At 43.7% G+C, this 22,482-nt stretch carries 17 protein-coding genes and 1 pseudogene; 7 read left to right on the top strand and 11 right to left on the bottom strand.

Annotated features, from left to right (window positions below; translation table 11 throughout):
- Nucleotides 1-83: 83 nt before the first annotated feature.
- On the bottom strand, nt 84-968 hold the full coding sequence (locus tag MKY28_RS10925) for a LysR family transcriptional regulator (protein WP_340935954.1): 885 nt from the start codon (nt 966-968) through the stop codon (nt 84-86).
- A 124-nt stretch (nt 969-1,092) separates the two neighbouring features.
- Between MKY28_RS10925 and MKY28_RS10930 the strand changes: the two genes are divergently transcribed.
- From MKY28_RS10930 to MKY28_RS10945, 4 genes are all read left to right on the top strand, one after another.
- On the top strand, nt 1,093-2,103 hold the full coding sequence (locus MKY28_RS10930) for an alpha/beta fold hydrolase (RefSeq protein ID WP_340935955.1): 1,011 nt from the start codon (nt 1,093-1,095) through the stop codon (nt 2,101-2,103).
- 186 nt (nt 2,104-2,289) lie between these two features.
- Nucleotides 2,290-3,894, top strand: coding sequence for an extracellular solute-binding protein (locus MKY28_RS10935; protein WP_100526294.1), 1,605 nt, complete (start codon nt 2,290-2,292; stop codon nt 3,892-3,894).
- Nucleotides 3,895-3,984: 90 nt separating this feature from the next.
- Entirely contained in the window at nt 3,985-4,875 is an 891-nt protein-coding gene (locus MKY28_RS10940; protein WP_036615758.1) for an ABC transporter permease, read from the top strand.
- A gap of 18 nt (nt 4,876-4,893) precedes the next feature.
- Complete coding sequence (locus MKY28_RS10945; protein ID WP_340935956.1) at nt 4,894-5,784, top strand: carbohydrate ABC transporter permease; 891 nt, start codon at nt 4,894-4,896, stop codon at nt 5,782-5,784.
- A gap of 105 nt (nt 5,785-5,889) precedes the next feature.
- Here MKY28_RS10945 and MKY28_RS10950 read toward each other — a convergent pair whose 3' ends face one another.
- On the bottom strand, nt 5,890-7,635 hold the full coding sequence (locus MKY28_RS10950) for a cache domain-containing sensor histidine kinase (protein WP_340935957.1): 1,746 nt from the start codon (nt 7,633-7,635) through the stop codon (nt 5,890-5,892).
- 28 nt (nt 7,636-7,663) lie between these two features.
- A complete protein-coding gene (locus MKY28_RS10955; protein ID WP_340935958.1) occupies nt 7,664-9,280 on the bottom strand; it encodes a helix-turn-helix domain-containing protein in 1,617 nt (538 codons plus the stop codon).
- 187 nt (nt 9,281-9,467) lie between these two features.
- Between MKY28_RS10955 and MKY28_RS10960 the strand changes: the two genes are divergently transcribed.
- Nucleotides 9,468-9,743 carry a hypothetical protein gene (locus tag MKY28_RS10960; protein ID WP_100526290.1) on the top strand — a complete coding sequence of 92 codons (276 nt, stop codon included), beginning with the start codon at nt 9,468-9,470 and terminating at the stop codon, nt 9,741-9,743.
- 221 nt (nt 9,744-9,964) lie between these two features.
- Here MKY28_RS10960 and MKY28_RS10965 read toward each other — a convergent pair whose 3' ends face one another.
- The 6 genes from MKY28_RS10965 to MKY28_RS10990 form a co-directional block, all read right to left on the bottom strand.
- Nucleotides 9,965-10,588 (bottom strand): hypothetical protein, encoded by a 624-nt coding sequence (locus MKY28_RS10965; protein ID WP_340935959.1) that lies wholly within the window; start codon nt 10,586-10,588, stop codon nt 9,965-9,967.
- Nucleotides 10,589-10,754: 166 nt separating this feature from the next.
- On the bottom strand, nt 10,755-12,482 hold the full coding sequence (cydC, locus tag MKY28_RS10970; RefSeq protein WP_340935960.1) for a thiol reductant ABC exporter subunit CydC: 1,728 nt from the start codon (nt 12,480-12,482) through the stop codon (nt 10,755-10,757).
- Nucleotides 12,479-14,302: a thiol reductant ABC exporter subunit CydD gene (gene cydD, locus MKY28_RS10975; RefSeq protein ID WP_340935961.1), complete on the bottom strand. Its 1,824-nt coding sequence runs from the start codon at nt 14,300-14,302 to the stop codon at nt 12,479-12,481. Before cydD ends, cydC begins: the two co-directional genes overlap by 4 nt.
- 14 nt (nt 14,303-14,316) lie before the next feature.
- Nucleotides 14,317-15,330 (bottom strand): cytochrome d ubiquinol oxidase subunit II, encoded by a 1,014-nt coding sequence (locus MKY28_RS10980; protein WP_174806461.1) that lies wholly within the window; start codon nt 15,328-15,330, stop codon nt 14,317-14,319.
- Nucleotides 15,330-16,694: a cytochrome ubiquinol oxidase subunit I gene (locus MKY28_RS10985; RefSeq protein ID WP_340935962.1), complete on the bottom strand. Its 1,365-nt coding sequence runs from the start codon at nt 16,692-16,694 to the stop codon at nt 15,330-15,332. Before MKY28_RS10985 ends, MKY28_RS10980 begins: the two co-directional genes overlap by 1 nt.
- Nucleotides 16,695-17,088: 394 nt before the next feature.
- Nucleotides 17,089-18,480, bottom strand: a complete 1,392-nt coding sequence (locus MKY28_RS10990; protein WP_340935963.1) for an MFS transporter — start codon at nt 18,478-18,480, stop codon at nt 17,089-17,091.
- 109 nt (nt 18,481-18,589) lie between these two features.
- Here MKY28_RS10990 and MKY28_RS10995 point away from each other — a divergent pair, with 109 nt between their 5' ends.
- Both MKY28_RS10995 and MKY28_RS11000 read left to right on the top strand, forming a co-directional pair.
- Nucleotides 18,590-19,471 (top strand): LysR family transcriptional regulator, encoded by an 882-nt coding sequence (locus MKY28_RS10995; protein WP_340935964.1) that lies wholly within the window; start codon nt 18,590-18,592, stop codon nt 19,469-19,471.
- Between the two features lie 20 nt (nt 19,472-19,491).
- Nucleotides 19,492-19,662: pseudogene (locus MKY28_RS11000) on the top strand (GNAT family N-acetyltransferase); the annotation flags it as partial.
- 59 nt (nt 19,663-19,721) lie between these two features.
- Here the strand turns inward: MKY28_RS11000 and MKY28_RS11005 are convergent.
- Both MKY28_RS11005 and MKY28_RS11010 read right to left on the bottom strand, forming a co-directional pair.
- Nucleotides 19,722-20,912, bottom strand: coding sequence for an MFS transporter (locus MKY28_RS11005; protein WP_340935965.1), 1,191 nt, complete (start codon nt 20,910-20,912; stop codon nt 19,722-19,724).
- A 131-nt stretch (nt 20,913-21,043) separates the two neighbouring features.
- Complete coding sequence (locus MKY28_RS11010; RefSeq protein ID WP_340935966.1) at nt 21,044-22,468, bottom strand: 6-phospho-beta-glucosidase; 1,425 nt, start codon at nt 22,466-22,468, stop codon at nt 21,044-21,046.
- Nucleotides 22,469-22,482: the final 14 nt, after the last annotated feature.

Below are 22,482 nucleotides of genomic sequence, written 5' to 3' on the forward strand. Positions count from 1 at the left end.
TGTTGTTGAAGGTTGATTCCATTTAACCTCACGATCTCCATGAAGAATATTTTAACACATACATCTAAACAAATTCTGAACAATCAAATCAACTCACTCTTGGCGACCTCCATGAAAGCAGCCATAGACGGAGAGATCCATTTTTCCCGATGCCAGAGCATTTGCGCAGAAAAGGATACATCTGATAAATCCCACGGTAGTGCAACCACTTCCCCATCGCTCAACTCTTTCTTCAAAGCCATTTCAGGTAATAAAGCGATCCCTAGACCAGCCACAACACATTGTTTAATAGCTTCTACACTATGAAACTCCAGCTCTGTCAGAGCATCCACACCTTTCTTTGTTATGGATTGATCAAAATGAGTGCGATACGAACAGTTCTTTTCGGTCAGTAAAAAATGCTGTTTGTGGAAGTCATCGATGACCAACTCGGAACGCGATGCTAACATATGATCGGGAGAAACCACCATTTGAAAGGTCTCATCCTTTAAAAACTCTGACTGAAGGTCTTTAGAATTCATAGGCTCATCCAATACAAAAACGACATCGGCATGCCCTTCTCTCAGACTCGATTTGAGCTCTTGCCCAGACAAGGGGCGGAACAATAACCGCACACCAGGATAGTCCGCTCGGAAGCGTTTGAACAAGGCTGGAAGAAGATATGCACACAGCACTTCGTCTGCTCCGATCACAACCGTTCCCGCCAATTCTCCGTGCTGACTGGATATGCACTTTGCTTCCTCTACATCGTTTAATATCTTAGTGGCGTACGGCAGAAACTGTTGGCCAGCATCCGTTAACACAACCTTTTTGCCTAATCGATCCAGCAATTTCACCCCGAGCTCTTCTTCCAGCGATTTGATTTGCATGGTTATGGTAGACGGTACATAGCTCAATAATTCAGCAGTTTGACTAAAGCTGCAGGTCGATGCAAGTGTCCAAAAGGTTTTTAGCTGGCGTATTTCCATGAGTCAGGCACCTCCTAAGTTCAAAATAAATGAATGATATGTTCGATAACGTTTCGTTGAATTGATAATAGACGTAATGTAGAGTGAAATCAAGTTATTACTATTTTATAAGGAGAATCAATCTATGAACGATTATGAAACATATAACTTAGGAGATACATTACTTCAATCGGGGCAACAGCTCCCTCAAGCCTTTATCGCTTACAAGACCTATGGAAACTTAAACGCGGCAAAGGACAATGTTATTGTTGTCCCAACATGGTTTGCTGGAATTCACACAGATAATGAATGGTTAATTGGAACGGACAAAGCGCTGGACCCCAGTCGTTATTTTATCGTTGTGCCCAATATGTTGGGTAACGGGTTATCGTCTTCTCCAAGTAATACCCCTGCCCCATATGATAAGAACAACTTCCCTATCATCTCCATGTATGACAATGTGCATGCCCAACATCAACTCATCACTCAAAAATTCGGTATCTCCAAAATCAAACTTGTTGTGGGCTGGTCTCTAGGAGCCATGCAGGTTTATCAATGGGGAACTAGTTATCCTGAGATGGTCGAACGTATTGCCCCCTTTGGCGGAACGGCAAAGAGCAGACCCCATACACAGTTGGTATTCGAAGCAATGATCGCGGCGTTACAGGCAGATTCGAATTATAAAAATGGTAGATATGAGCGCCCTCCGGTTGCCGGTCTCGCAGCGATGGGAAGAGCTTATGCTCCATGGGGGTTCTCGCAGGCGTACTATTTGGAGAAATTGTACCAATCTGAGGGTTACGACTCCTTGAAATCTTATGTAGAAGATTACTGGGATCAAGTATTTCTTCCCTTCGATGCTAACGACTTGATTACCATGTTGCGTACAGGAATCTATGGAGACATTAGCGATAATCCCGTAGATGACGGCAACTTCGAACAGGCGTTAAGCAAGATCACTGCTCCTGCACTCGTTATGCCAGGATCAAGTGACTTGTTCTTCACGCCAGAAGACAGTTCGTATGATGCTCAGCATATGCCAAACGCTGTGTATCAACCTATAGAGTCCAAGTGGGGACACTGCTTTGGAATCGGAGCAAACGAAGAGGATTCACTCGTTATCGATCATCATCTAAAGCAATTTTTGGAGTCATGAGTAAAAAAAGAAGGAGTACAAAGTAAAAAAAGTGCACAAAGCTCATTAATCTTTTCTCCGCTACAACTCAAAAGTAAAAAAAGATACCGGTTCTCGTCAATAACCTTTATATCCCGTTCCCCCTTTCTCGTTTAGAATATTTTCAAGTAAGCGTTATTGAAATATGACTGATAAGGGGGAAAAGAAATGAACAAGAAAACGAAAGCCTTAGTCTTGTCTGTGTGCATGTCAGCCTTATTACTCGCAGCCTGTAGCAATGGAAGCGGTGCTGATAAAGGTTCAACGACGGACACGGATTCCAACGAGGCTGGAACGACAACCATTCATACCGTAACCTCAGAATACACTTCAGCAAAATATCCAAAGGGCGACGATATCACCAACAATGTATGGATTAAGCGATACAAAGAGAAGTTTAATATCAATGTCAAAACAGACTGGGTCAGCGATGAGTACGATACAAAACTCAATTTGGCTATCGCATCGAACGATCTTCCTGACGTATTCAGAGTTAATCCATCACAACTGAGACAGTTAGTCGAAGCAGATATGGTCATGGACCTTTCCGAGGTCTTTGATCAATACGCTTCAGATCGTCTCAAAGGTTACATGGAAGCAGATGCAGACAGTTACGAATCTGGAAAGAAGGACGGTAAGCTATACGGGATACCACAGATGCACTGGGGATTAATTGAACAACCAGACTTCATCTGGATCCGGAACGACTGGAAAGAAGAATTGGGTGTCCAAGATCCGAAATCTGTGGAAGACATCAAAAATATCGCACTCAAATTCATGGAAAAGCACGGTGGTTATGGTATAGCGGTAGACCAATCGTTGGATTACCTCAACCTGCTGGCCATTGCATGGAATGCGCATCCGGATATGTGGATGGAGGATAGCACTGGAAAACTCGTGTACGGCTCCGTGCAGCCTGAGATGAAAAATGCGCTGGCTGAGTGGTCAGAATGGTACAAGCGAGGCATCATTGATCCGGAATTTGCAATCAAAGACTTTAATGCGATGAACGCGGATATCGTAGCCGGCAAAGTGGGAATGCAACCTTATTACCAATGGTGGGGTTATAATCCGGGTGTCGACACAGTATCCAATCTGGGTAAGGACGCTATCTTCTACCCTTATATCATCCCTACCGTTGATGGAAAAGAAGCCAAACAATCCATTTTCTTCGCCAACAACAATTATATCGTTATGAAAAAGGGATTTAAGAGCCCTGAAGAAGTGATCAAAATTTTGAACGACTACGCTTATATTGTGGACGAAGGCAATGGCAAGGAATCCACAGAAACGTTATCCGCCTTGCTGGACAACGATATTGCCCATGTTGTTGGAGCGTTCCGTGTACTTAATCCGAATTCCGATTACGAGCAATTTGAGGCGGTCTCCGCTGCCCTTCAATCCAAGGATACCAGTGGACTCACAACTTCGGGGATGTGGCAAAAATATAACAACAGTGTGGAATTCATCGAGAATGCAACCCCAGGAGCAGTTGGTGATTATTTGCAACAAGGGGCTCCAAAGAATGCGTATGGTCTTGCCAAGAAAGTACTGGACAGCGAGAACTATACAAAGACGGCCTTATGGGGGGTTACGCCAGAAATACTTTCAAGCTACGGAACAACCTTGGATGATATCCTGACCGAAGGCTTCACCAAGATCATTATGGGTAGCGAAAGTATCGATTATTTCGATGTTATTGTCCAGAATTGGCGTGCAGCCGGGGGCGATGACGCAACTCAGGCAGTTAATGAAGCCTACGGGAAGAAATAATCTCGTTTGTCACAAAGAGGGGATGAGGGTCATCCCTCCCCTTTATTTGATAGCGATTACATTTGGCGTACGATGAACGGAGGAATATGAATGTTGAGAAAATGGAAGCAGCAGAGTCCTTACCATCTCATGTTGATTCCAAGCCTGGTCTTGGTCTTCATCTTTTGTTACATCCCTTTCTATGGACTTATTATTGCGTTTCAGAAGTACAATCCGGGCCTCGGCTTCAACTCGCCATGGGTAGGATGGGATAATTTTACCCACATATTTAATCAGCCGAACTTTGTAAGAACGATCTGGAATACATTGTACATGTCTGTCTTTAAGATTATCGGTGGTATAATCGTACCCGTAATTTTCGCATTACTGCTTAACGAGGTACTACACAGTGGAATTAAACGTACATTTCAAACCCTTGTCTACATTCCGAACTTCCTCTCTTGGGTCATTATGGCTGGCATCATGCTGGATATCCTTAGCTCCGACGGCATTATCAATACATTTCTAAGTGTATTTGGTATTGCACCGATCTCCTTTCTTGGCACACCCTCTATTTTTCCTTGGACGATGATTGTGAGTGACATATGGAAAGGTTTCGGGTTTGGCACGGTTGTTTATTTGGCAGCCCTGACCAGTATTGATCCGGGACTTTACGAAGCCGCGGTGATCGACGGAGCGAAACGGTGGAAACAAACCATCTACATTACGTTGCCTCTACTCATGCCAACCATTGTTTTAATGACCGTACTTTCACTTGGAAATGTACTCAATGCTGGCTTTGACCAAATCTATAATCTCTACTCCCCTGTTGTCTATCAGACGGGTGATATTATTGATACCTATGTCTACCGTTTAGGAATTCAACAAGCACAGTATTCAATTGGTACCGCTGTCGGGTTATTCAAATCGATCATTTCCAGTGTTCTCGTTGCTGTATCGTACATCCTGGCTTACAGAGTGGCTGGTTATCGTATCTTCTAAGAAGGAGGAACTCACATTATGATCTATGATAAAAGTATGAGCAGACGTGTGTTTCTTATCTTAAACTACACCATACTGCTTCTAATCTCTCTCCTATGTATTCTGCCGTTTATTAACCTGCTGGCTGTTTCATTCAGCAGCAGCGCAGCTGTATCTGCGGGCAGTGTTACGTTCTGGCCTGTGGAATTTACGACAAAAGCCTATGAATTTGCATTAACTGGAGGATCATTTTTCTCCTCTCTCTGGGTAGCCATTCAACGAACTGTTATCGGAACGGTGGTGAATCTGGTTCTGATCGTACTCACGGCTTATCCCCTCTCCAAATCCAAACAAAAATTAATGGGGCGTAATATCTATATGGGATTTTTCATAATAACCATGTTATTCAGCGGAGGACTAATTCCAACCTATCTCGTGGTTGTCAAAATGGGACTGATTGATTCCATATGGTCTCTGATCTTGCCTGGGGCCCTCCCCGTATTCAGTATGATTATCCTCATGAATTTCATTCGGGGGCTACCCGAGGAGATTGAAGAATCAGCCATTATCGATGGTGCTGGGCCTGTACAGGTATTGCTTCGTATTCTACTCCCACTTCTCAAGCCCGCTCTCGCTACGGTTGGTTTGTTCAGTATCGTTGCCCACTGGAATTCGTGGTTCGATGGCATTATCTATATGAACAATCCAGCCAATTATCCATTACAAAGTTACCTCCAGACCCTCCTGCAAAGTTTTGAGCAAATCATGCTGAAATCTGGGTCAGATTATACGCAGCTGTTGTCCATGATGAACGCCAGAACGGGGCGCGCCGCTCAGATGTTCCTGGGTGCCATTCCGATTTTACTCGTGTATCCATTCTTGCAGAAATATTTCACCAAAGGTTTGGTGCTAGGTAGCGTCAAAGGGTGAACAAAAGGGCTTGCAGTTCATACTGCGAGCCCTTTGTTTATATCTAAACTTATGTTTATGATCGCTGTACCGCATTATGAGATGCATGAATGGAAGCATGAATGACTATTTGGCTTCTATGATGGCAGGCAGCAGAATGGAGAAAATGGTACCTTCACCTATTTTACTCTCCACCTGTATTCCATAGGGTTTACCAAAATGAAGTTGAATCCGCCGCTGCACATTATGCAATCCAATCCCATTCGTTCCCCTACTTGCACCGGACTTTTCTTCCAATAGATTCTGCATCGTATGATGATCCATACCAACACCATTATCGCAGACCTCGATCACAACTTCATCCAGCTGTGATTGAATCCGAATGGTGATGATTCCGTCTTCTTCGAGTTCAGCGAGTCCATGAAATATTGCATTCTCCACAATGGGCTGTAGAATCATTTTGGGCATGCGATAATCCAGCAGTCTATCCTCAATCTCGTATCTCATCTGAATACAATCGTAGTACCTGACATTCTGGATCGTTACGTAATTCGTTATATTATCAAGTTCCTCACGAATGGTTACGAGGGTTCCATCGGATTTTGTTGCATAGCGGAGCATCGAGATTAGTGCATCGGTCATTTCCACGATTTTATCAGCCTGCTGCATCGAGGCAATCCATTTCACCGAACCAAGGGTGTTATACAGAAAATGAGGCTTGATCTGGTCATGGAGCGCACGCATCTCGGCCTTGGCTTTCTCTATTTCTTCCTGCTGCATCCGTTCGACCAACCGCTTCAATTCATGTGACATTCTGTTAAATCGAATGGATAAATGTCCAATCTCGTCTCTTGATCCAATAGGTTCAACTTGTTCAAACTGACCTTTCTCGACTAGAGCAATATTCCGTAGCAGTTTTTTAATGGGAGTTGTGATCACGTGAGATAAAAAGATGGATATGACGGCAGCAAAAAGAACAATGACAATGGCAAGCGTCACCAGATTACGGCCCAATATTTTGCCATCAGCAGTCAGCTCATCCAAAGGCATATATAAGTAAGTTGTCCATTTTTGCTGACTAAGGGGACTGGTCACCACGACATTCAGTGCTTCAGGCGGACGAACGTTGTCCCGGAACAGTGTCCCGATTAATCGTTCATTCACGTTATATACGATCTTGTCATCCTCATCAACAATCATGAATCTGGAGCGCAGCCCTTCCTGCAAGTTGCGGTTGACGATTTCAATAAATTTGATATCAATGCTGACAACAATCACGCCAAGCAGTTTTCCACTAGTCACATCATGAATTTTGCGAGCGTGTGACACTGCCAGTATTTTATTCTCCAATTGCTCGTCGATTCGTGTTGTGAGGGTAATGGTTCGATCATTATCATGCATGAACTTTTTAAACCACAATTCGTTTGCTACTTTGAAGTTTGGATCAATGGGTTGATGTGGACTGACAAAAAGGTCTTGCCCCCCGTTCATATTGTAGAGGTAGATGGAGAATACTCGATCTTTCATCATGATATAATTCATCAGAATATTGTATGCGGGAATCTCATGTTGTTCATCACCCTCTCGCAGGAAATCCTGGATCGGAAAACTCCCTTCATGGGTCGCAGACAGATTGTCACTAAGGCCATTGCTGGCGAGCAACGAAATTTTCTCAATCTCCTTGAGGAACTCGTCAATGCGGATATTCGTCTGTTTGGCCAGATCGTTTAGTAACGTTGTATAGTTCTGTGCCAATAACCGCTCTGAGGAGTAATACGAGTTGATTGTCATCACCAATACCGGAAGGATAATGACCGTCATACAGATCACCATAATTTTGTACTTGATTCGGAAGGGCCGAACATGCTTCATATGCTGCACCTCTATTCACCGATTACATTCATCCCTGCTGTAATTCTCGATATTCCTCAGGAGTGACACCTACCGATTTTTTGAAAATCTTACTGAAGTACGTGTAATTATGGTAACCCACCTTTTCTGCGATTTCATACACTCTCATTCCTCTGCTCAATAGGTACGCCTTCGCATGTTCAATTCGAACTCGGGTCAAGTACGTAATAAAGTTCTCTCCTCGTTCCTGTTTGAACACACGGCTGAGATACGACGCATTCACACTGATTTGGCTAGCGATACTTTGCAGTGAGATATCTTCCGCATAATACTTGTCGATCAATTCAGTGGCGAGATCGGTGTACGTGCTTTCCTGTTTGATTTGGGAATCGGTTTGGAAGTAATATGCAATATGAGCAAGCATATCTTGGTGGATATCCTCCCAATACTCCCCCTTTAGAACGATTTCATAGGGTGATTTTTCTGTTAAAGAAGGGGCACCTCTTTCCGTAGCTCGGGATAGATGGGAATGTATCGTTTCCATTACCATGATATATTGCTTGCGAATGCTATTCTCATCTGCTCGTAGCTGTTCCAGATTGGATCGGATTCCTTCAAGGAACTCTTCCGCCTTTTTGTTGTCTTTGCTTACCCATAACTTCAACAAATCTCGCTCTTGTTGCGGGCTTAAAGCCCCCTTAACTTCATGTCGATCTGGGGATTGAACCATATCATCGTAATACAACACCTGGTTGCTTCCTGTGAAGAAACTCTGTTGTAGAGCCGTTTCTGCCTCTTGGCAGGCCGTCCTGATGTGAAGGAAACCGGAAGTCATTCTACTTACCCCAGCCGTGAGCGATAGATTCATAAAATCCTTGATCGAAGACAGCAATTTATTACAAAGTTTATTCAAGTCGGCGTGTACAGATTGGCTCTCAGGAAGTACGTTGACGATCACCCAATATTCTGAGGAACTTTCAACAAAAATCTCTTTCTCCCACTTCGATGGAATGATCTCTTCCATAATATTAAGAATCGAAAATCGGAGCAGCTTTTCCCCCTTCTCAACATATTTCCGCTTTGCATCCTCGTAATAGTTCACGATGAACTTCATGACAACCAACTGGTCCGAACGTATACGAAAATGCAGTTCTTCCGCTTTGGTGACGATATCCTCCTCACTAATGAATCCGCTTACAATATCTTGGAAGAAACTATCCTTTAGATATCTTAGGCTCTTGGAATAGTCCTGTGTAATAGAGGTTGTGTTGGTTGGGTGAACATGTTCACTTTGCAGTTTCTGTCCAACCGTGCTCAGGAGGTCAATAAGGAAGGATTCGGTGATCTCACTTTTAATCAAATAATCTGAAGCGCCAAGTTTTAGCGCCTCTTTCACATAATGAAATTCGTCAAAATTACTCAGGATGACATACTTACATGTTTTCAGTACGCAGGAGGCCTCTTGTATAAGCTGTAGCCCATCCATAATCGGCATCTTGATATCTGTAATAATTAGATCAGGCATCACTTCAAGCGCAAGGCTTAATGCCTCTTTTCCATTTCCCGCCTCGCCCACAACATAGAAATTATACTCTTCCCAATTCAGCATGGAACGAATTCCAACCCGCATGAGCAATTCATCATCTACGATCATCAGTTTATACATGCGTATCCCCCAACATGAACCATTTTTAGATATTTTACCATTAAACGGACTCTTGCAAAGATGTCTAGCGAACCTTATTGAATTGCGGGTATCATAAATAACACTTTTACAGAACATACGTTCCTGTTATAATCAGATTATCGTATTTGGTGTAACATAACATGCCCGTCTGGAAAGGATACATATCATGAATTTATACAAGTTTGAATTAACGGTGAACGGATATCTATTACGCGTGCATTTCAGTGCATCTGAAGAAAGTGGATTGAAATGGTGCAAACGAGTTGCTTCTGAATTCCAGAATAACGTTGCCAATCTGGAGATCAAGGTTGATATACATAAAAAGCAGAAACAAAAGCATGCACGGGATTATCACGGAAAGCCATATCTGTATGATAGGACACTAAGGAAAAAGCCGCTTGCGAAGAAAAATAAAACGGCTGAATCATCTGCTGTTATGTAAAAGCGTTTAAAAGACTTTAAGATTTTCCTCATATAGGCTAACTGGTTGGAAAGCATTTTAATTCGGGTGTTCTCCGCTATGCCGAACATTTTAGCGCCTCAGTATACTCTTGTCCTTCCTGTCCTTCCTTTAAGACAAAAGATAAAAGCTTGCTCCTATGTGGAACAAGCTTTTATCCGTGTCAGTTGTACTATATGCCAAGAAAGATTGTTGTTCACCGTTTAGTATCTCTCTGATTCCTTAAATATCATATAACGATGGACACCTCTGACAGCCTGCATTGCTTCCTGTAATAGCTGAATCGCAGTTTCGCGTTGTCCCGCTTTTAGTTCGATCGCTGCAAGAAGCGAAGATCTCATCCAGACCTTGTTAATGGATTTCAAGTGTTCCCTCGCCTGCTCACTTCTTCCTTCTTCCATAAGCAAATACGTTTCATAATATGTACGATAATCCGATCTACGCATATTCTGCACCGCAGTACGAACAGCTACCAAGTCGTTGCGATAGGAGCCGTAAGCTGCATTATATACTGCTTGTGTCCTTTTATTGGTGTCCTCATTTCTGATGCGCTCTATTGTGTGTTCCAATTCATCATCAAGTCTGTTTGCAAGAGCGTAATAGATATAAATCTTTGGGGTATTCTCCTGTCTGCGTAGAAAAGCCTCCACGCGCTCCATGCGTGTTTCCCAACCCAGAGGATAAAAAATACGAATGGTAAACATGATCAGAGTAGCGGTGAGAACAACTCCAAGTATCCAAAACAGAGATTGGTCATTCATCTTCATGTACACAACAAATAAAAATACGGCCAAATAAAAAACAATATCCCACTTATATTTTCCCATCTTCCATCTCCTTTATAGACATAAAAAAACTATTATATCAAAACAAACCCCAAGGAGTATATCCACCGCATCCTTTGGGGTTTAGTTAAATTTATAAAAATTGATTTATTGAAGTTTTCTTCATTAACGACAATCGACAGTATTGTCTACTCAATAGACTAGATTCTTACGCCCCGGCGTCTCCAATCATTTGTCGTTCAATTTGTTTCATTTCATAAAAATAGCCTTTTTGCTCCATCAGCTCGGAGAAAGAACCTGATTCTACAATCTTGCCTTGGTCCATGACCACAATCCGATCCATCTCTTCCAATCCCGTCAGCCGATGGCAGATCAGGAGAAGTGTATCTTCGGCAGCTTGTGCCAGAAGATGCTGCAACACACGTTGCTCTGTGACGTAATCTAGTGAAGAAGTTGGTTCGTCCAGAAGCCATAACCGTCCTTTGCGCAGCATGGCCCGTGCGAGAGCCAGCCGCTGCTTCTCACCATCCGATAGGTTCTCCCCTTTTTCATATACCATGTCGGTCAACAACTTATTCGGCAGTTGGACTTTATCCAGCACAGCCGACAGTTTTTCATCCGAATGTTCTTCTCCATTCAGCAACAGGTTGTCCCGGATGGTTCCCCGGAAGAAGTGGCTTTGCTGCAACACGACATTCGTCCCTTGCCAAATGCTCTCTTCATTCAGTTCCTTCACCGAAACATCGTTTAATCGTATATCGCCAGACGTTGGTGCGCGCAGCTTGAGTAACAAATCAATAATCGTTGACTTGCCTGACCCGCTCGGCCCGACAATCGCTGTTTTGGAGCCTGCTGCAAGTTGCAGAGATAGCTCCCTCAGCGCCGGTCTCCATTCCCCTTCATATTGGAAGTTAACACCGGATAGGTCAATCGAAACCGCCTGATCGGCTGAAACTTCACCGCTTGGCTGTACAGGTTGTACATCGGAGGTTGGCACTGTTTCCGCCAGTCGCTGAGCGGCGTGTTCGCTGTCCTGCTTATATAGAGGCAATATAGCCATTGCGGCAGCTTCTTCGAACACGGTCTGCGTGGCCAGGATCAACATGGCGAGGAATACACCTGCAAACGCTCCATTCACAATTAAAAAGGCGCTCAGTGCCAGCACTCCCCATGTAACAAGATACGTCACAAAAACGTGCATGGATTGCCCGCGCAGCAAGTGCGAAGCGGCTTGCCTCTGTTCCGTTGCCAATGCAGCAGAAGCCTGCTGAAGCTGTTGCTCACGCTGTTCCAATTGGCCGTATACTTTCAAATCCCTGAAACCATACAACACTTCGGTTACTTCCGTGGACAGCAAGGCCCTTTGCTGGCGGACACGTCCGTTTATTTTTCGCTGACCTAACAAGACAATACCTGGTACAACAAATGCCGTAATCAGCATACCTAGTACTAACAAACAGGCAATCCAGATCGAAAAGGCCGAAGTGAACAGCATGGTAGCCAAAAACACCATAACGACCATGATGGGTGGATACGCGACCCGCAAAAAATAATTTTGCAAGCTTTCCACATCACCCACGATCCGCGCAAGTAGATCCCCGCTTCGGTTTTTGTTCAATATACCTGGCGTTACCGGGATCAGTTTGGCAAAAAAGGACGTCCGCAAACGGCTCAGCATGGAGAATGTTGCCCTGTGCGAATACAAGCGTTCCCCGTAGCGACTTGCCGCTCGAAGGAAACCAAGTAGTTTGACCATGGAGGTGAGTACAATTAAGGTGTACAGCGGTGGCGCAAATACTGTTTGAGATATCATATAACCACTCGCGGAAAAGAGAGCTACCCCTGCTATGCCGGCGATAAATCCGCCCAATATCGAAAGCAAGATATCCTTGCGCTCCTGAATCATCGCTTTTGACAGAATCGTCAGCTCATTCATGCTAACCCTCCTTTCCGTTGTACATCAACCATCTCCGCATATTGAGGCAGGCGCGACAGAAGTGCTTCATGATGTCCTGAATCCACTAATACCCCACTATCCATAAACAAAATGTTGTCTGCATGTTGAATTGTATATAAACGGTGTGCCACCGTAATCATCGTTGCCGTTTTGGCTAATGCCGCAATGGATTGTTGCAGTACCCGCTCGGTGTGTAGATCCAGACCAACGGTGGGTTCGTCGAACAAAATAACAGCTGGTCGCTTCAGAAAAGCACGTGCCAAGGCAAGTCTTTGCTTTTCCCCACCAGACAACCCCCGGCCACCTTCACCAACAAACGTATCCAAGCCCTGCTCCAATTGTGCAACAACGCCAGTAAGTCCTGCTTCATCTGCCGCCTGCTCAATTTCAGCTCTGTAGACGTTCCGACCCGCGCCAATCGCGATATTTTCGGCAAGTGTACCTGCAAAAATATACGGATGCTGTGTAATATAGCTAACACGTTCAAACCATGCAGCCTCATCATGTTGCGAAAGCTGGCTTCCGTTAACCAGAACCGCTCCCGAATCTGGTTTCAGTAAACCGGCAATGAGATGAAGCAGCGTGGTTTTACCTGAGCCACTTTTGCCTACAATAGCAATCTGTTCTCCTGGTCCAATTGAGATCTGTCCTGTCTCAAGTCCAAAGGAATCAGGTGTGTACTGGAATCGGACATCATTCAGTTCAATGGTTGGTGGCATTGTTATCAACTCGGCACGAGCTGTACGAAGCTCTTCCGTCTTTGTAATTGCATCGACATCGGTTAATTGGCTTTGATCCGATCCTTCTTCAGGCTCCGTTTGTGTGCTCTTGACACTAGTGTCCGCGAGCATCTGTTCCACCTTGCGAATGGCCCCCATACTGGTTCGCCCGCTGTGAAAAGCCGTTCCTGTATTCTTCAACAGACTGTAAAACTCAGGGACGAGTAACAACACGAGAAAGGCTGTGTGGAAGCTCATCGATTTGAAAACGAGTAATTGGATAGCCAGTTCAAGCGCGACAATACCAATGCTTAACATCACGATCGATTCCAGCATAAACGTATTTGTAAATGCAATCTTCAAAATGCCCATGGTGGCATCACGATACCCCAGACTGCTGCGTTCAATCTCCTGCTGTTGACGTTTAGCCCGTCCGAATATTTTCAACGTAACCAGCCCTTGAAGCGAATCCAGAAATGTACCGGAAAACTCAGCCAGTTGCGCGTATTTTTCTTCTGATTTGTTCTTTGTCTTGAGCCCAACCAAGATCATGAACAGCGGGATAAACGGTGCCGTAAACAACATAATCCAGCCTGTGTTAGAGTGCTGCGTAAACGTAACAACCAGAATCAGAATCGGGATCATCGCAGCTTCCATCATACGCGGCATGTACTGACTGAAATAACTGTCGGCCTCATCCACAGCATCCAAAGCAACACTGACCTTTCCTCCCGTCTGTCCACTCAGGGTTGAAGGCATGGAAGCGCGGGTCAGGTTCTGCAACACAGATGCTCGCATATTTGTCTTGGCGCGTGCTGCCATATGCAAGCCCACTTTCCCATTACCATACGACAACAGTGAGCGTACGGCCATAACAGCCAATAATAGGACAAGCAACAGGATCACTGATGAAAAGGAAGCTTTCTCTACAAAGATTCGCTGGACTGCTTCAGCCACCAAGGTGGCCTGGCTTATAATAGCTACACCAAGGGCCAGCGAAATGATCGCAAGGAGAAGTCTGTTTTTTCGTTGTAAAGACATTTGCTGCGAGATCAGATTGGATTTGCCTCTCCTTTTCATTGAACGCTCCTCCTTTATTTTTTCCCTTTCACATAATCCGCATCAAACAGGAACAGTTTGAAGACCAGAATAAGAGAAGGAATTAACAGGCACAGACCACCGATAAACACAACGACGAGTGCAAAACCCATCGCTGGTGGTGTCGCGCTACTCTGAATGGTGATGAATGGATCAAGAATGTAAGGATATTGACCAATTCCGTAGGCGAAAAAGGCTGTGAGAAATTGCAGCATGATGCATATAAAAGCTAAACCATAACGGCGTCCGTTATATAACAGCCACATGGCAATCATGAAAAACGCAACGGAAAGCGCCAGCAGCCACCATAAATCCATCATATTTTGAAAATGACGCTCATTGTGTTGACCCAAATATATAAATGCAGTCAGCGCGAGAATAATGGTCGGTGTGCTCCAGAACAAAGCATAGTTCCGCATCAGCTTCAATGCCGAATGGTCCTCTGCGCGAGAAGCGTAAAATGTGAGAAATGACCCACTAATGAACAATACGGACACGATCGCCAGTCCAACGATGCTCCACGATAATGGATTCGTAAATAGTGCCCAGTAATCCAGGGAAACGGTATCTCCCTGCTTCAAAATAAAGCCACCTTCAGACAGGGTCAGTGCCACTGACAATGACGCTGGAATAAGCAACCCTGTAGCTCCATATAAGAACAAATACACGATACTTTTTTTGGAACCATAATTTTCGAAAGCATAGAACGACCCACGAATGGCAAGTAAAATGACGGCAATACTTCCTGGAACAAGCAGCGCGGAGCCATAATAATAGGCCGTGTCCGGGAAAAATCCAACGATGCCAATATAGAAAAAGACAAAGAATACATTGGTGATCTCCCAGACAGGTGATAGATAACGGGAGATCAGACGATTAATCAGATGATCCTGCTTTGTCAGGCGTGCATAAAAGGCAAAGAAACCTGCTCCAAAATCAATGGAAGCTACAATAAGATAGCCGTACAAGAACAGCCAGAGTACCGAAATACCAATTAATTCATAACTCATCAGGCCTGATCCCCTTTCTTGGCTGATTGATCATGCTTCTCCTTCAACCATTTCTCCATCTCGAGTTCAGCAGGATTGTTATTGAACAACCGTCTCAGTACGACGACACACATAACGCCTAGCAGGATGTAGAGAAGCAAGAAGACGAAAAATAAAATTCTCACACTTGGTGAAGAAGTAGCGGCCTCTTCTACCCGCATATAACCTCGGATGATCCATGGTTGCCGCCCGATCTCTGCATAGAACCAACCCATCTCAACGGCCAGAAAAGCAAGCGGTGCACTCAGTGCAACCATACGAAGCATCCACTTGTTAAACTGATTACGTTTCTTCCAGAATACAAACAGGAAGTACAGACTTGATATAGCAAGCAGAGCGAATCCAACACCAGCCATTAGATCAAATAAATAATGCACAAGTAAGGGCGGGTGTTCATCTGGTGGAAATTCGTTCAGCCCGGTTACCTCGGCGTTAAAGTCTCCAAAGGCAAGGAAACTGAGCAGTTTCGGCAAATGAAGCGCGCCTATAATTTCATGTTCTGCATTCAGCCATCCCAAAAAAATCAAATCCGCGCCGCTTTCCGTCTCGAAATGCCACTCGGCAGCTGCGAGCTTCTCCGGCTGATGCTCAGCCAAAAACTTGGCAGACACATCTCCAGCTAAAGAATTTAACAAACTGAATACCAGCACAACGGCCATCATGAGATTCAAGCCTTTTTTGTGGTAGGCCGACACTCCTTTTCTCAGCATCGCAAAGGCTGCTATTCCTGCTAACAGAGCAGCTCCTGTCAGATAAGCCGAGCTTAATACATGGAACACTTTGGAGAACGTCGCTGTATTCAGCATCGCTTGCACGGGGTTCACTGCCATGAATTGACCTGCTTCCATGACAAAACCTTCAGGCTGGTTCATGAATCCGTTCACTGTTGTAATAAAAACAGCAGACATGCCTGCCCCGGCGACAATCGGAATAGTCAGCAACCAGTGGATATACGGATTTTTGAACCGATCCCACGTGTACAGATAAATGCCCAGGAATATTGCTTCAAAAAAGAATGCAAATACTTCCATAAATAGTGGCAGTGCAATGACATTCCCGGCCAGCTTCATAAAATTCGGCCATACCAGGGCCAACTGCAGTGATATCGCTGTACCTGTCACAACACCAACAGCCACAGAAATGACAAACCCTCTGGACCACCTCTTTGCCATAAGTATGTAATGGTGATCCTTCTTCCGAATGCCGATGAACTCTGCAATAGCAATCATCAAAGGTACGCCGACACCAAGCGTTGCAAAAATCACGTGGAACCCGAGCGTCAAACCAGTCACCAGCCTGCTCCATAAAACCGTATCAATAGCCATTCTTTGTGTTGCCTCCTTTCAAACTCTGTTCAATTTAGAAACATTCAATATCAGATTTGGCCAAGCTCAATGCAGAGTTGCGAAAAATTTCACAAAGTTAGGTATGACGATATCTTGCCACACCTATAATGCGTTTACTCCTGTAGGCCCCCGATAATAAGAAGCATTGGATGCCTATTAAAATCTGATATCGATGCACTTAAAGTACTAACGAAACCTATTAATCAAAATTATTATATCTTTATTTTTACCTAATTCAATCAAAGACACGTCTTCTACCCTAAACGTTCAAGAAAGGATCAACTCTTTCTGACAACTTGGTGAAAATCAAAAAATACACCCAATGGAGCTATTGATTCATTGGGTGTAAACGTGTTATTGCACGGAAGATTCTCTATTTTACTTTCTCCGGACTCACCGCACCTGCCTCGCGACGTACGCTCATGATGATCAGTGATGCAGCTAATACCGTAAGGATGATTCCAAGCATCTGAAATCCTGTCACATTGAATGTATCCCCCATAACAATTCCAATCAATAACGACGATAAAATGGTCCCCAGGTAGCGTGATGTATTAAAAATACCCGATGCCACTCCAATCATTTCTTTCGGTGTGCTTTTAAACAGTGCTGCTTGCATACCGACCGCGTTTAGGCCGTTACTTATGCCAAATAAAGCTAAGGCAACAATGATTATGAAGATTGGAGAAGTTTCATTCATAACAACGATTAATATAGAGCCAAATGTCATTAAAGAAGCGGATACGATCAGAGCTGGCCGTGATCCTGATCCGTCAATCCAGCGCCCTGCGATCGGAGCAATAATGACTGAACATAACCCCAAAGCTAGCATACTCATTCCTGTATGAACTTCGTTGAGATGTCGTACCTGCTTCAAATACGTAGGAACTCCAAAAAAAAGTGCGTAAAACAGGATGTTCACCAGCATGTATTGCACATTCACCCAAGTCATCTCGGGATATGAGGCAAACGTTCGCAGAGGGATAAAAGGCGTGGCTGCTTTTAATTCATGTCGGAAGAACATGACGAGTGCGATTAACCCGATCCCCCCTGTCAGCAGATGCCATGTTGAAATATCTCCTGTGGAATTTACTGAAAGTAAACCGATGAGCAGAGTCACCAAAGCTACCGTAAACATCAGGATACCTGGTGCGTCAATTAACGCAAGCCATTGCCGAATGGACATGTGATCAGAGATAGACGAAGATTGCTCGTCCTTCGGGATTGTTTGCCAGGCGAACCAAAAACTCGCCAAGACAAACGGAATATTAACGAAGAATATGCTGTGCCAGTCCCACCAATGAATCAATACTCCACCAATAAAAGGTCCAATTGCAGCCGCTCCAGAAAGGAATATAGCCAAGGTGGACAAGGCGGAGGCTTGTTTTTCAGTCACGTTCATTCTGACAATCGCCATTCCGACGGCCACCATCATGCTTGTGCCAATTGATTGAACAATCCGGAATACGATGAGCCACGAAAAACTGGGAGACCACGGAGCTAACATGGACGATACAAAAACAATAACAAGACCCATGAGGAAGATCTTCCTGCGGCCAAACAAATCACTACACTTGCCCATGACGGGTTGAGCGACAGCACTGGCAATGTAAAATGATAAAATAATCCACGAAACGGCTGTAAAATTAAGTTGATACACTTGTTGTAGCCTGGAAATTGCCACCGAAATCATGGAGGAATTCAACGGATTCAACATAATTCCGAGTCCAACAGCTAACATCAATCCTTTATTTCGAACGTTCATTGGTGCACCTCTCTCTCTTCTGTTGTTATCTTACTTGAACGTATTCATTTATTCCAACGCATTATATGTTATGATTTGATGAACTAGAAGGAATGAAGGAGTGGTGCAAATGGAGCTTCTTCAACTAAAATATTTCCTGACGGTGGCCCGATGCGAACATGTTACGGAAGCTGCGGGAAAGCTGCATGTCACGCAATCCTCCCTGAGCAAAACGATACAACGATTAGAGGACGACCTTGGAGTCCCTTTATTTGATCGAATCGGGAGAAAGCTGCGACTAAACGACTTTGGAAGAACATTTCTTCAGCGAACTGAAAAAGCCTTATTTGAATTGGAACAAGGAAAGCGGGAAATTGCTGACCTCTCCAATCCGGATCAGGGTACACTGCAATTGGCAGTGACTACGGTGAGCACATTGCCAGGTATACTGCGGGAATTCCGGAAAAACAAGCCGGATATTCAGTTCCATGTGCAAATGGTCTCGTTAGAAAACATGTCCAGACTTCTGCATCGGGGCGAGGTAGACTTTTGTCTCTCCTCCCCTCCGATTGAAGGTGACGATATCGAATGTCAGATACTATATGACGACCCGATTGTAGTCGCTGTTCCTATGGGTCATCGATATGCAGACCGAAGCAGCATTCAATTATCCGAGCTTAAGGACGAGTGGTTTGTTGGGGTGAAGCAAGGGTATGGGGTTCGTGATATGGTAGATTCCGTATGTCAATCCGCTGGTTTCCTACCGAAGTATGTATATGAAGGTGATGAGCCTGCAAGATTAACCGCCCTTGTGGAGGCGGAGATCGGTCTCGCTTTTATACCTAGCACAGCCAGAAACCCGCACGAGCGCATTAGATATCTTCAGGTAGAGGAGCACCAACTCGTTCGGAAAATCGCTTTACTTTCGCACAAAAACAGGTATATTTCAAAAGCCGCTTTAGAGTTTCGCAGCGTAGTTATGGACTATTTCAATGCTATGCCACGAGCATAAATTCAATCCAGAGGAGTCCATTCGAACATCTGAAATTTCACCGCATAAAAGCTCATATTAATGTGGATAACACCCCTTCCATGAAACTGGCAGAGAGTGTTGGTATGGAATTTGAATGTCTACGTAAAGGGTTTATACACGAGAATAATGAATGGACTGATCACTTGGTGTATTACAAAAATTCTATTTAAAAAGTTCATACAACTCACTCTAAAACAAGGGAACTCCATATCAAGAAGTTCCCTGTTTTCTATGTTTGTTGAATATTCTTCTTTTTGCGATGAAGGGTTACTACTCCCAAACTAACTGCTGAAATCCATAATAGAATCATTGCATTACTTGAGACTAATGATTGCACTGTATCTAGTCGTAATAATTGCGTAATTAACCTTCCTTCATAGGGTGAAAGTGTGGCTCCCAAGTTATACGCGATCAGAACAATGGTCGTACCCAGCTTTGCCATTTTGGCGATTTGTTGTGCAAAAGTATGCAATAAATAGGGCATTATACAGCGGAATGAAAACCCGATGATCATTGAGCACACGGTAGTAAGAATAATACTTTGCGAGATCGTCGTAACGAACATCGAGCTTCCAAGTAACAGAATCGATAATGGAACGATATAGTTACCGAGTGTAATGTATACTTTCCCAAAAGAAAAGCCGGCAACAAAAGCTCCCAAACCTATAAATGCAATCATGTTGCTTCCATTTGTCGCAGTTCCGATATTTTTTTCCAAAATCAAAGGAGTAATCTGTAAATTATAATTGATGAAAATAGCTACTATTACAAATAATAAGAGACCATAGCCAATCATGACTTGAAGGGCTTTTTTATTATTTGTATGGCTTGGATTCGTGGTGACCTCTTCTCTTCTATTAAGCTCTTTTTTATCAGAAGGAACGAAAATCAGGAACGCGATGAAAATAGGAAGTGCCAGGGCGTAGACATAAAATGATGTGTGCCAGCCCATTTTCAATAGTTGACCAACGAGTAGTGTTAGACAAATGCCTCCTAATCCCTCAAAGGCACTTTCTAAGCCAATTACGGTTGCTTGTTTACCTGGATTTTTATGATACATATCACTGATCATCTGAATGATGAGCCGGTTAAATAAACCTACACCTAACCCAAACAAACAGCGAGAAATGAACAGCAACGAAAAAAGGTCATGATACAATGCAGGGAATACTCCCGCAATGAGAACAAGCCCTAATCCAGTTAGTATAGTTGCTTTCTTCCCAATAAGAAGTTCAAGTCGATTAGCAATTAACACACCAAGAATGACAAATAATGAAGGTATGGTCGTTAATAATCCTACATGTGTTACCGATATCTCTGGAAAATCATTGGTTATTGCAGGAATGTTAGCGGCAATCACTGGACCTGAAGAAATTAATAACGCAACGGACAATAACGAATATGTTTTAAGCTTCTCCATGTATATTATAAAAAACCAACTCCTAATGTTTGTTTTTGCTCCATATGGCCAGTAGTTAGCCTAGATGCTGCGATAAATGGATAAAGCAGTAACGCATAAGTCGCTGACTTCATGCGTTACTGCTCAGTCGATTAGAGTTCTTTGCCGTTACTTTGAATAACTTTTTTGAACCATTCAAAGGATTTTTTCTTGCTGCGTTTCAACGTACCATTTCCAGCGTCATCTTTGTCGACATGTATAAAACCGTATCGTTTACTCATCTCTCCAGAACTTGAGCTTACTAAATCAATGCAACCCCAGGACGTGTAACCCAACAACTCTACGCCATCTTCTTCCACTGCTGTAATGAAAGCTTGGATGTGTTGACGCAGATACTCGATTCTATAATCATCCGCAATATATCCCGTCTCATCAGGAGTATCTATCGCTCCTAAGCCATTTTCAACGATGAATAGTGGCTTTTGATATCGGTCATACAAGGAATTCATTGTAATTCTTAGACCTTCAGGATCGATTTGCCATCCCCATTCACTCGTTTTCAAATGAGGATTGCGCAGTGTCGGAAACAGGTTAGCTGCCGTTTGTGTGTTTACTTCCGGGTCTGCACTGGTTAATCGTGAACCATAATAACTGAACGAAACGAAATCAACCGTATTATTTTTCAAACATTCCTCGTCCCCGTCTTCCATGGCTAAATTAATATTCATTCGTTCTAACATTTTCTTGGCATAGTTTGGGTATTCTCCTCGGGACTGTACATCGACGAAGAAGTAGTGCTCGCGATCTCTTGTCATGGCTTTCCAGACATCATCTGGTGCACATGTATACGGGTAAGTGTTGGCACCTGCTAACATACAGCCAATCTTAATTTCCGGGTTAATTCTACGCGCAATTTCAGTTGCTTTTGCACTTGCGATCAATTGATGATGAGCCGCCTGATACTTCACAGCATCCTCATTCTCACCTTCTTCAAACACTAGGCCTGAGCTACCAAAAGGTAGATGCAACAGCATGTTAATTTCATTAAAGGTAAGCCAATACTTCACTTTATCTTTATAACGGGTGAAGATCGTTTCACACAGTCTCTCATAATAATCCACCATTTTTCGACTTCTCCACGATCCAATAGTTTTCACCAAATGAATAGGGACATCAAAATGGGTAATGGTGACTAACGGCTCAATGCCATACTTCAAACATTCATCAAATACATTTTCATAGAATTTCAAACCCTCTTCGTTGGGTAACTCGTCATCTCCATTAGGGTAGATCCGAGTCCATGCCAAAGATAAACGGAAACACGTAAAGCCCATTTCTGCAAATAAAGCAATGTCTTGTTTATACCGATGATAAAAATCAATAGCCTCATGACTCGGATAAAAATGTTCTTGATCACACTCCAACATTTTTAACTGTCCTCGCATGACAGGAACACGATCTTTCCCTGCCGGGATTACATCAACTGTGGATAGTCCCTTATTGCCTTCGGCATATCCACCTTCACATTGGTTAGCAGCAACTGCCCCACCCCACAAAAAGTCTTTTCTTAAAGTCATTAAAACACACTCCT

The organism is Paenibacillus sp. FSL R5-0473 (genome assembly GCF_038004565.1).
Taxonomy (GTDB): Bacteria; Bacillota; Bacilli; order Paenibacillales; family Paenibacillaceae; genus Paenibacillus; species Paenibacillus amylolyticus.

Coding starts and splice junctions, on each gene's coding strand:
- MKY28_RS10925 (WP_340935954.1), bottom strand. CDS start 968: ATGGAAATACGCCAGCTAAAAACCTTTTGGACACTTGCATCGACCTGC.
- MKY28_RS10930 (WP_340935955.1), top strand. CDS start 1,093: ATGAACGATTATGAAACATATAACTTAGGAGATACATTACTTCAATCG.
- MKY28_RS10935 (WP_100526294.1), top strand. CDS start 2,290: ATGAACAAGAAAACGAAAGCCTTAGTCTTGTCTGTGTGCATGTCAGCC.
- MKY28_RS10940 (WP_036615758.1), top strand. CDS start 3,985: ATGTTGAGAAAATGGAAGCAGCAGAGTCCTTACCATCTCATGTTGATT.
- MKY28_RS10945 (WP_340935956.1), top strand. CDS start 4,894: ATGATCTATGATAAAAGTATGAGCAGACGTGTGTTTCTTATCTTAAAC.
- MKY28_RS10950 (WP_340935957.1), bottom strand. CDS start 7,635: ATGAAGCATGTTCGGCCCTTCCGAATCAAGTACAAAATTATGGTGATC.
- MKY28_RS10955 (WP_340935958.1), bottom strand. CDS start 9,280: ATGTATAAACTGATGATCGTAGATGATGAATTGCTCATGCGGGTTGGA.
- MKY28_RS10960 (WP_100526290.1), top strand. CDS start 9,468: ATGAATTTATACAAGTTTGAATTAACGGTGAACGGATATCTATTACGC.
- MKY28_RS10965 (WP_340935959.1), bottom strand. CDS start 10,588: ATGGGAAAATATAAGTGGGATATTGTTTTTTATTTGGCCGTATTTTTA.
- cydC (WP_340935960.1), bottom strand. CDS start 12,482: ATGAATGAGCTGACGATTCTGTCAAAAGCGATGATTCAGGAGCGCAAG.
- cydD (WP_340935961.1), bottom strand. CDS start 14,302: ATGAAAAGGAGAGGCAAATCCAATCTGATCTCGCAGCAAATGTCTTTA.
- MKY28_RS10980 (WP_174806461.1), bottom strand. CDS start 15,330: ATGAGTTATGAATTAATTGGTATTTCGGTACTCTGGCTGTTCTTGTAC.
- MKY28_RS10985 (WP_340935962.1), bottom strand. CDS start 16,694: ATGGCTATTGATACGGTTTTATGGAGCAGGCTGGTGACTGGTTTGACG.
- MKY28_RS10990 (WP_340935963.1), bottom strand. CDS start 18,480: ATGAACGTTCGAAATAAAGGATTGATGTTAGCTGTTGGACTCGGAATT.
- MKY28_RS10995 (WP_340935964.1), top strand. CDS start 18,590: ATGGAGCTTCTTCAACTAAAATATTTCCTGACGGTGGCCCGATGCGAA.
- MKY28_RS11005 (WP_340935965.1), bottom strand. CDS start 20,912: ATGGAGAAGCTTAAAACATATTCGTTATTGTCCGTTGCGTTATTAATT.
- MKY28_RS11010 (WP_340935966.1), bottom strand. CDS start 22,468: ATGACTTTAAGAAAAGACTTTTTGTGGGGTGGGGCAGTTGCTGCTAAC.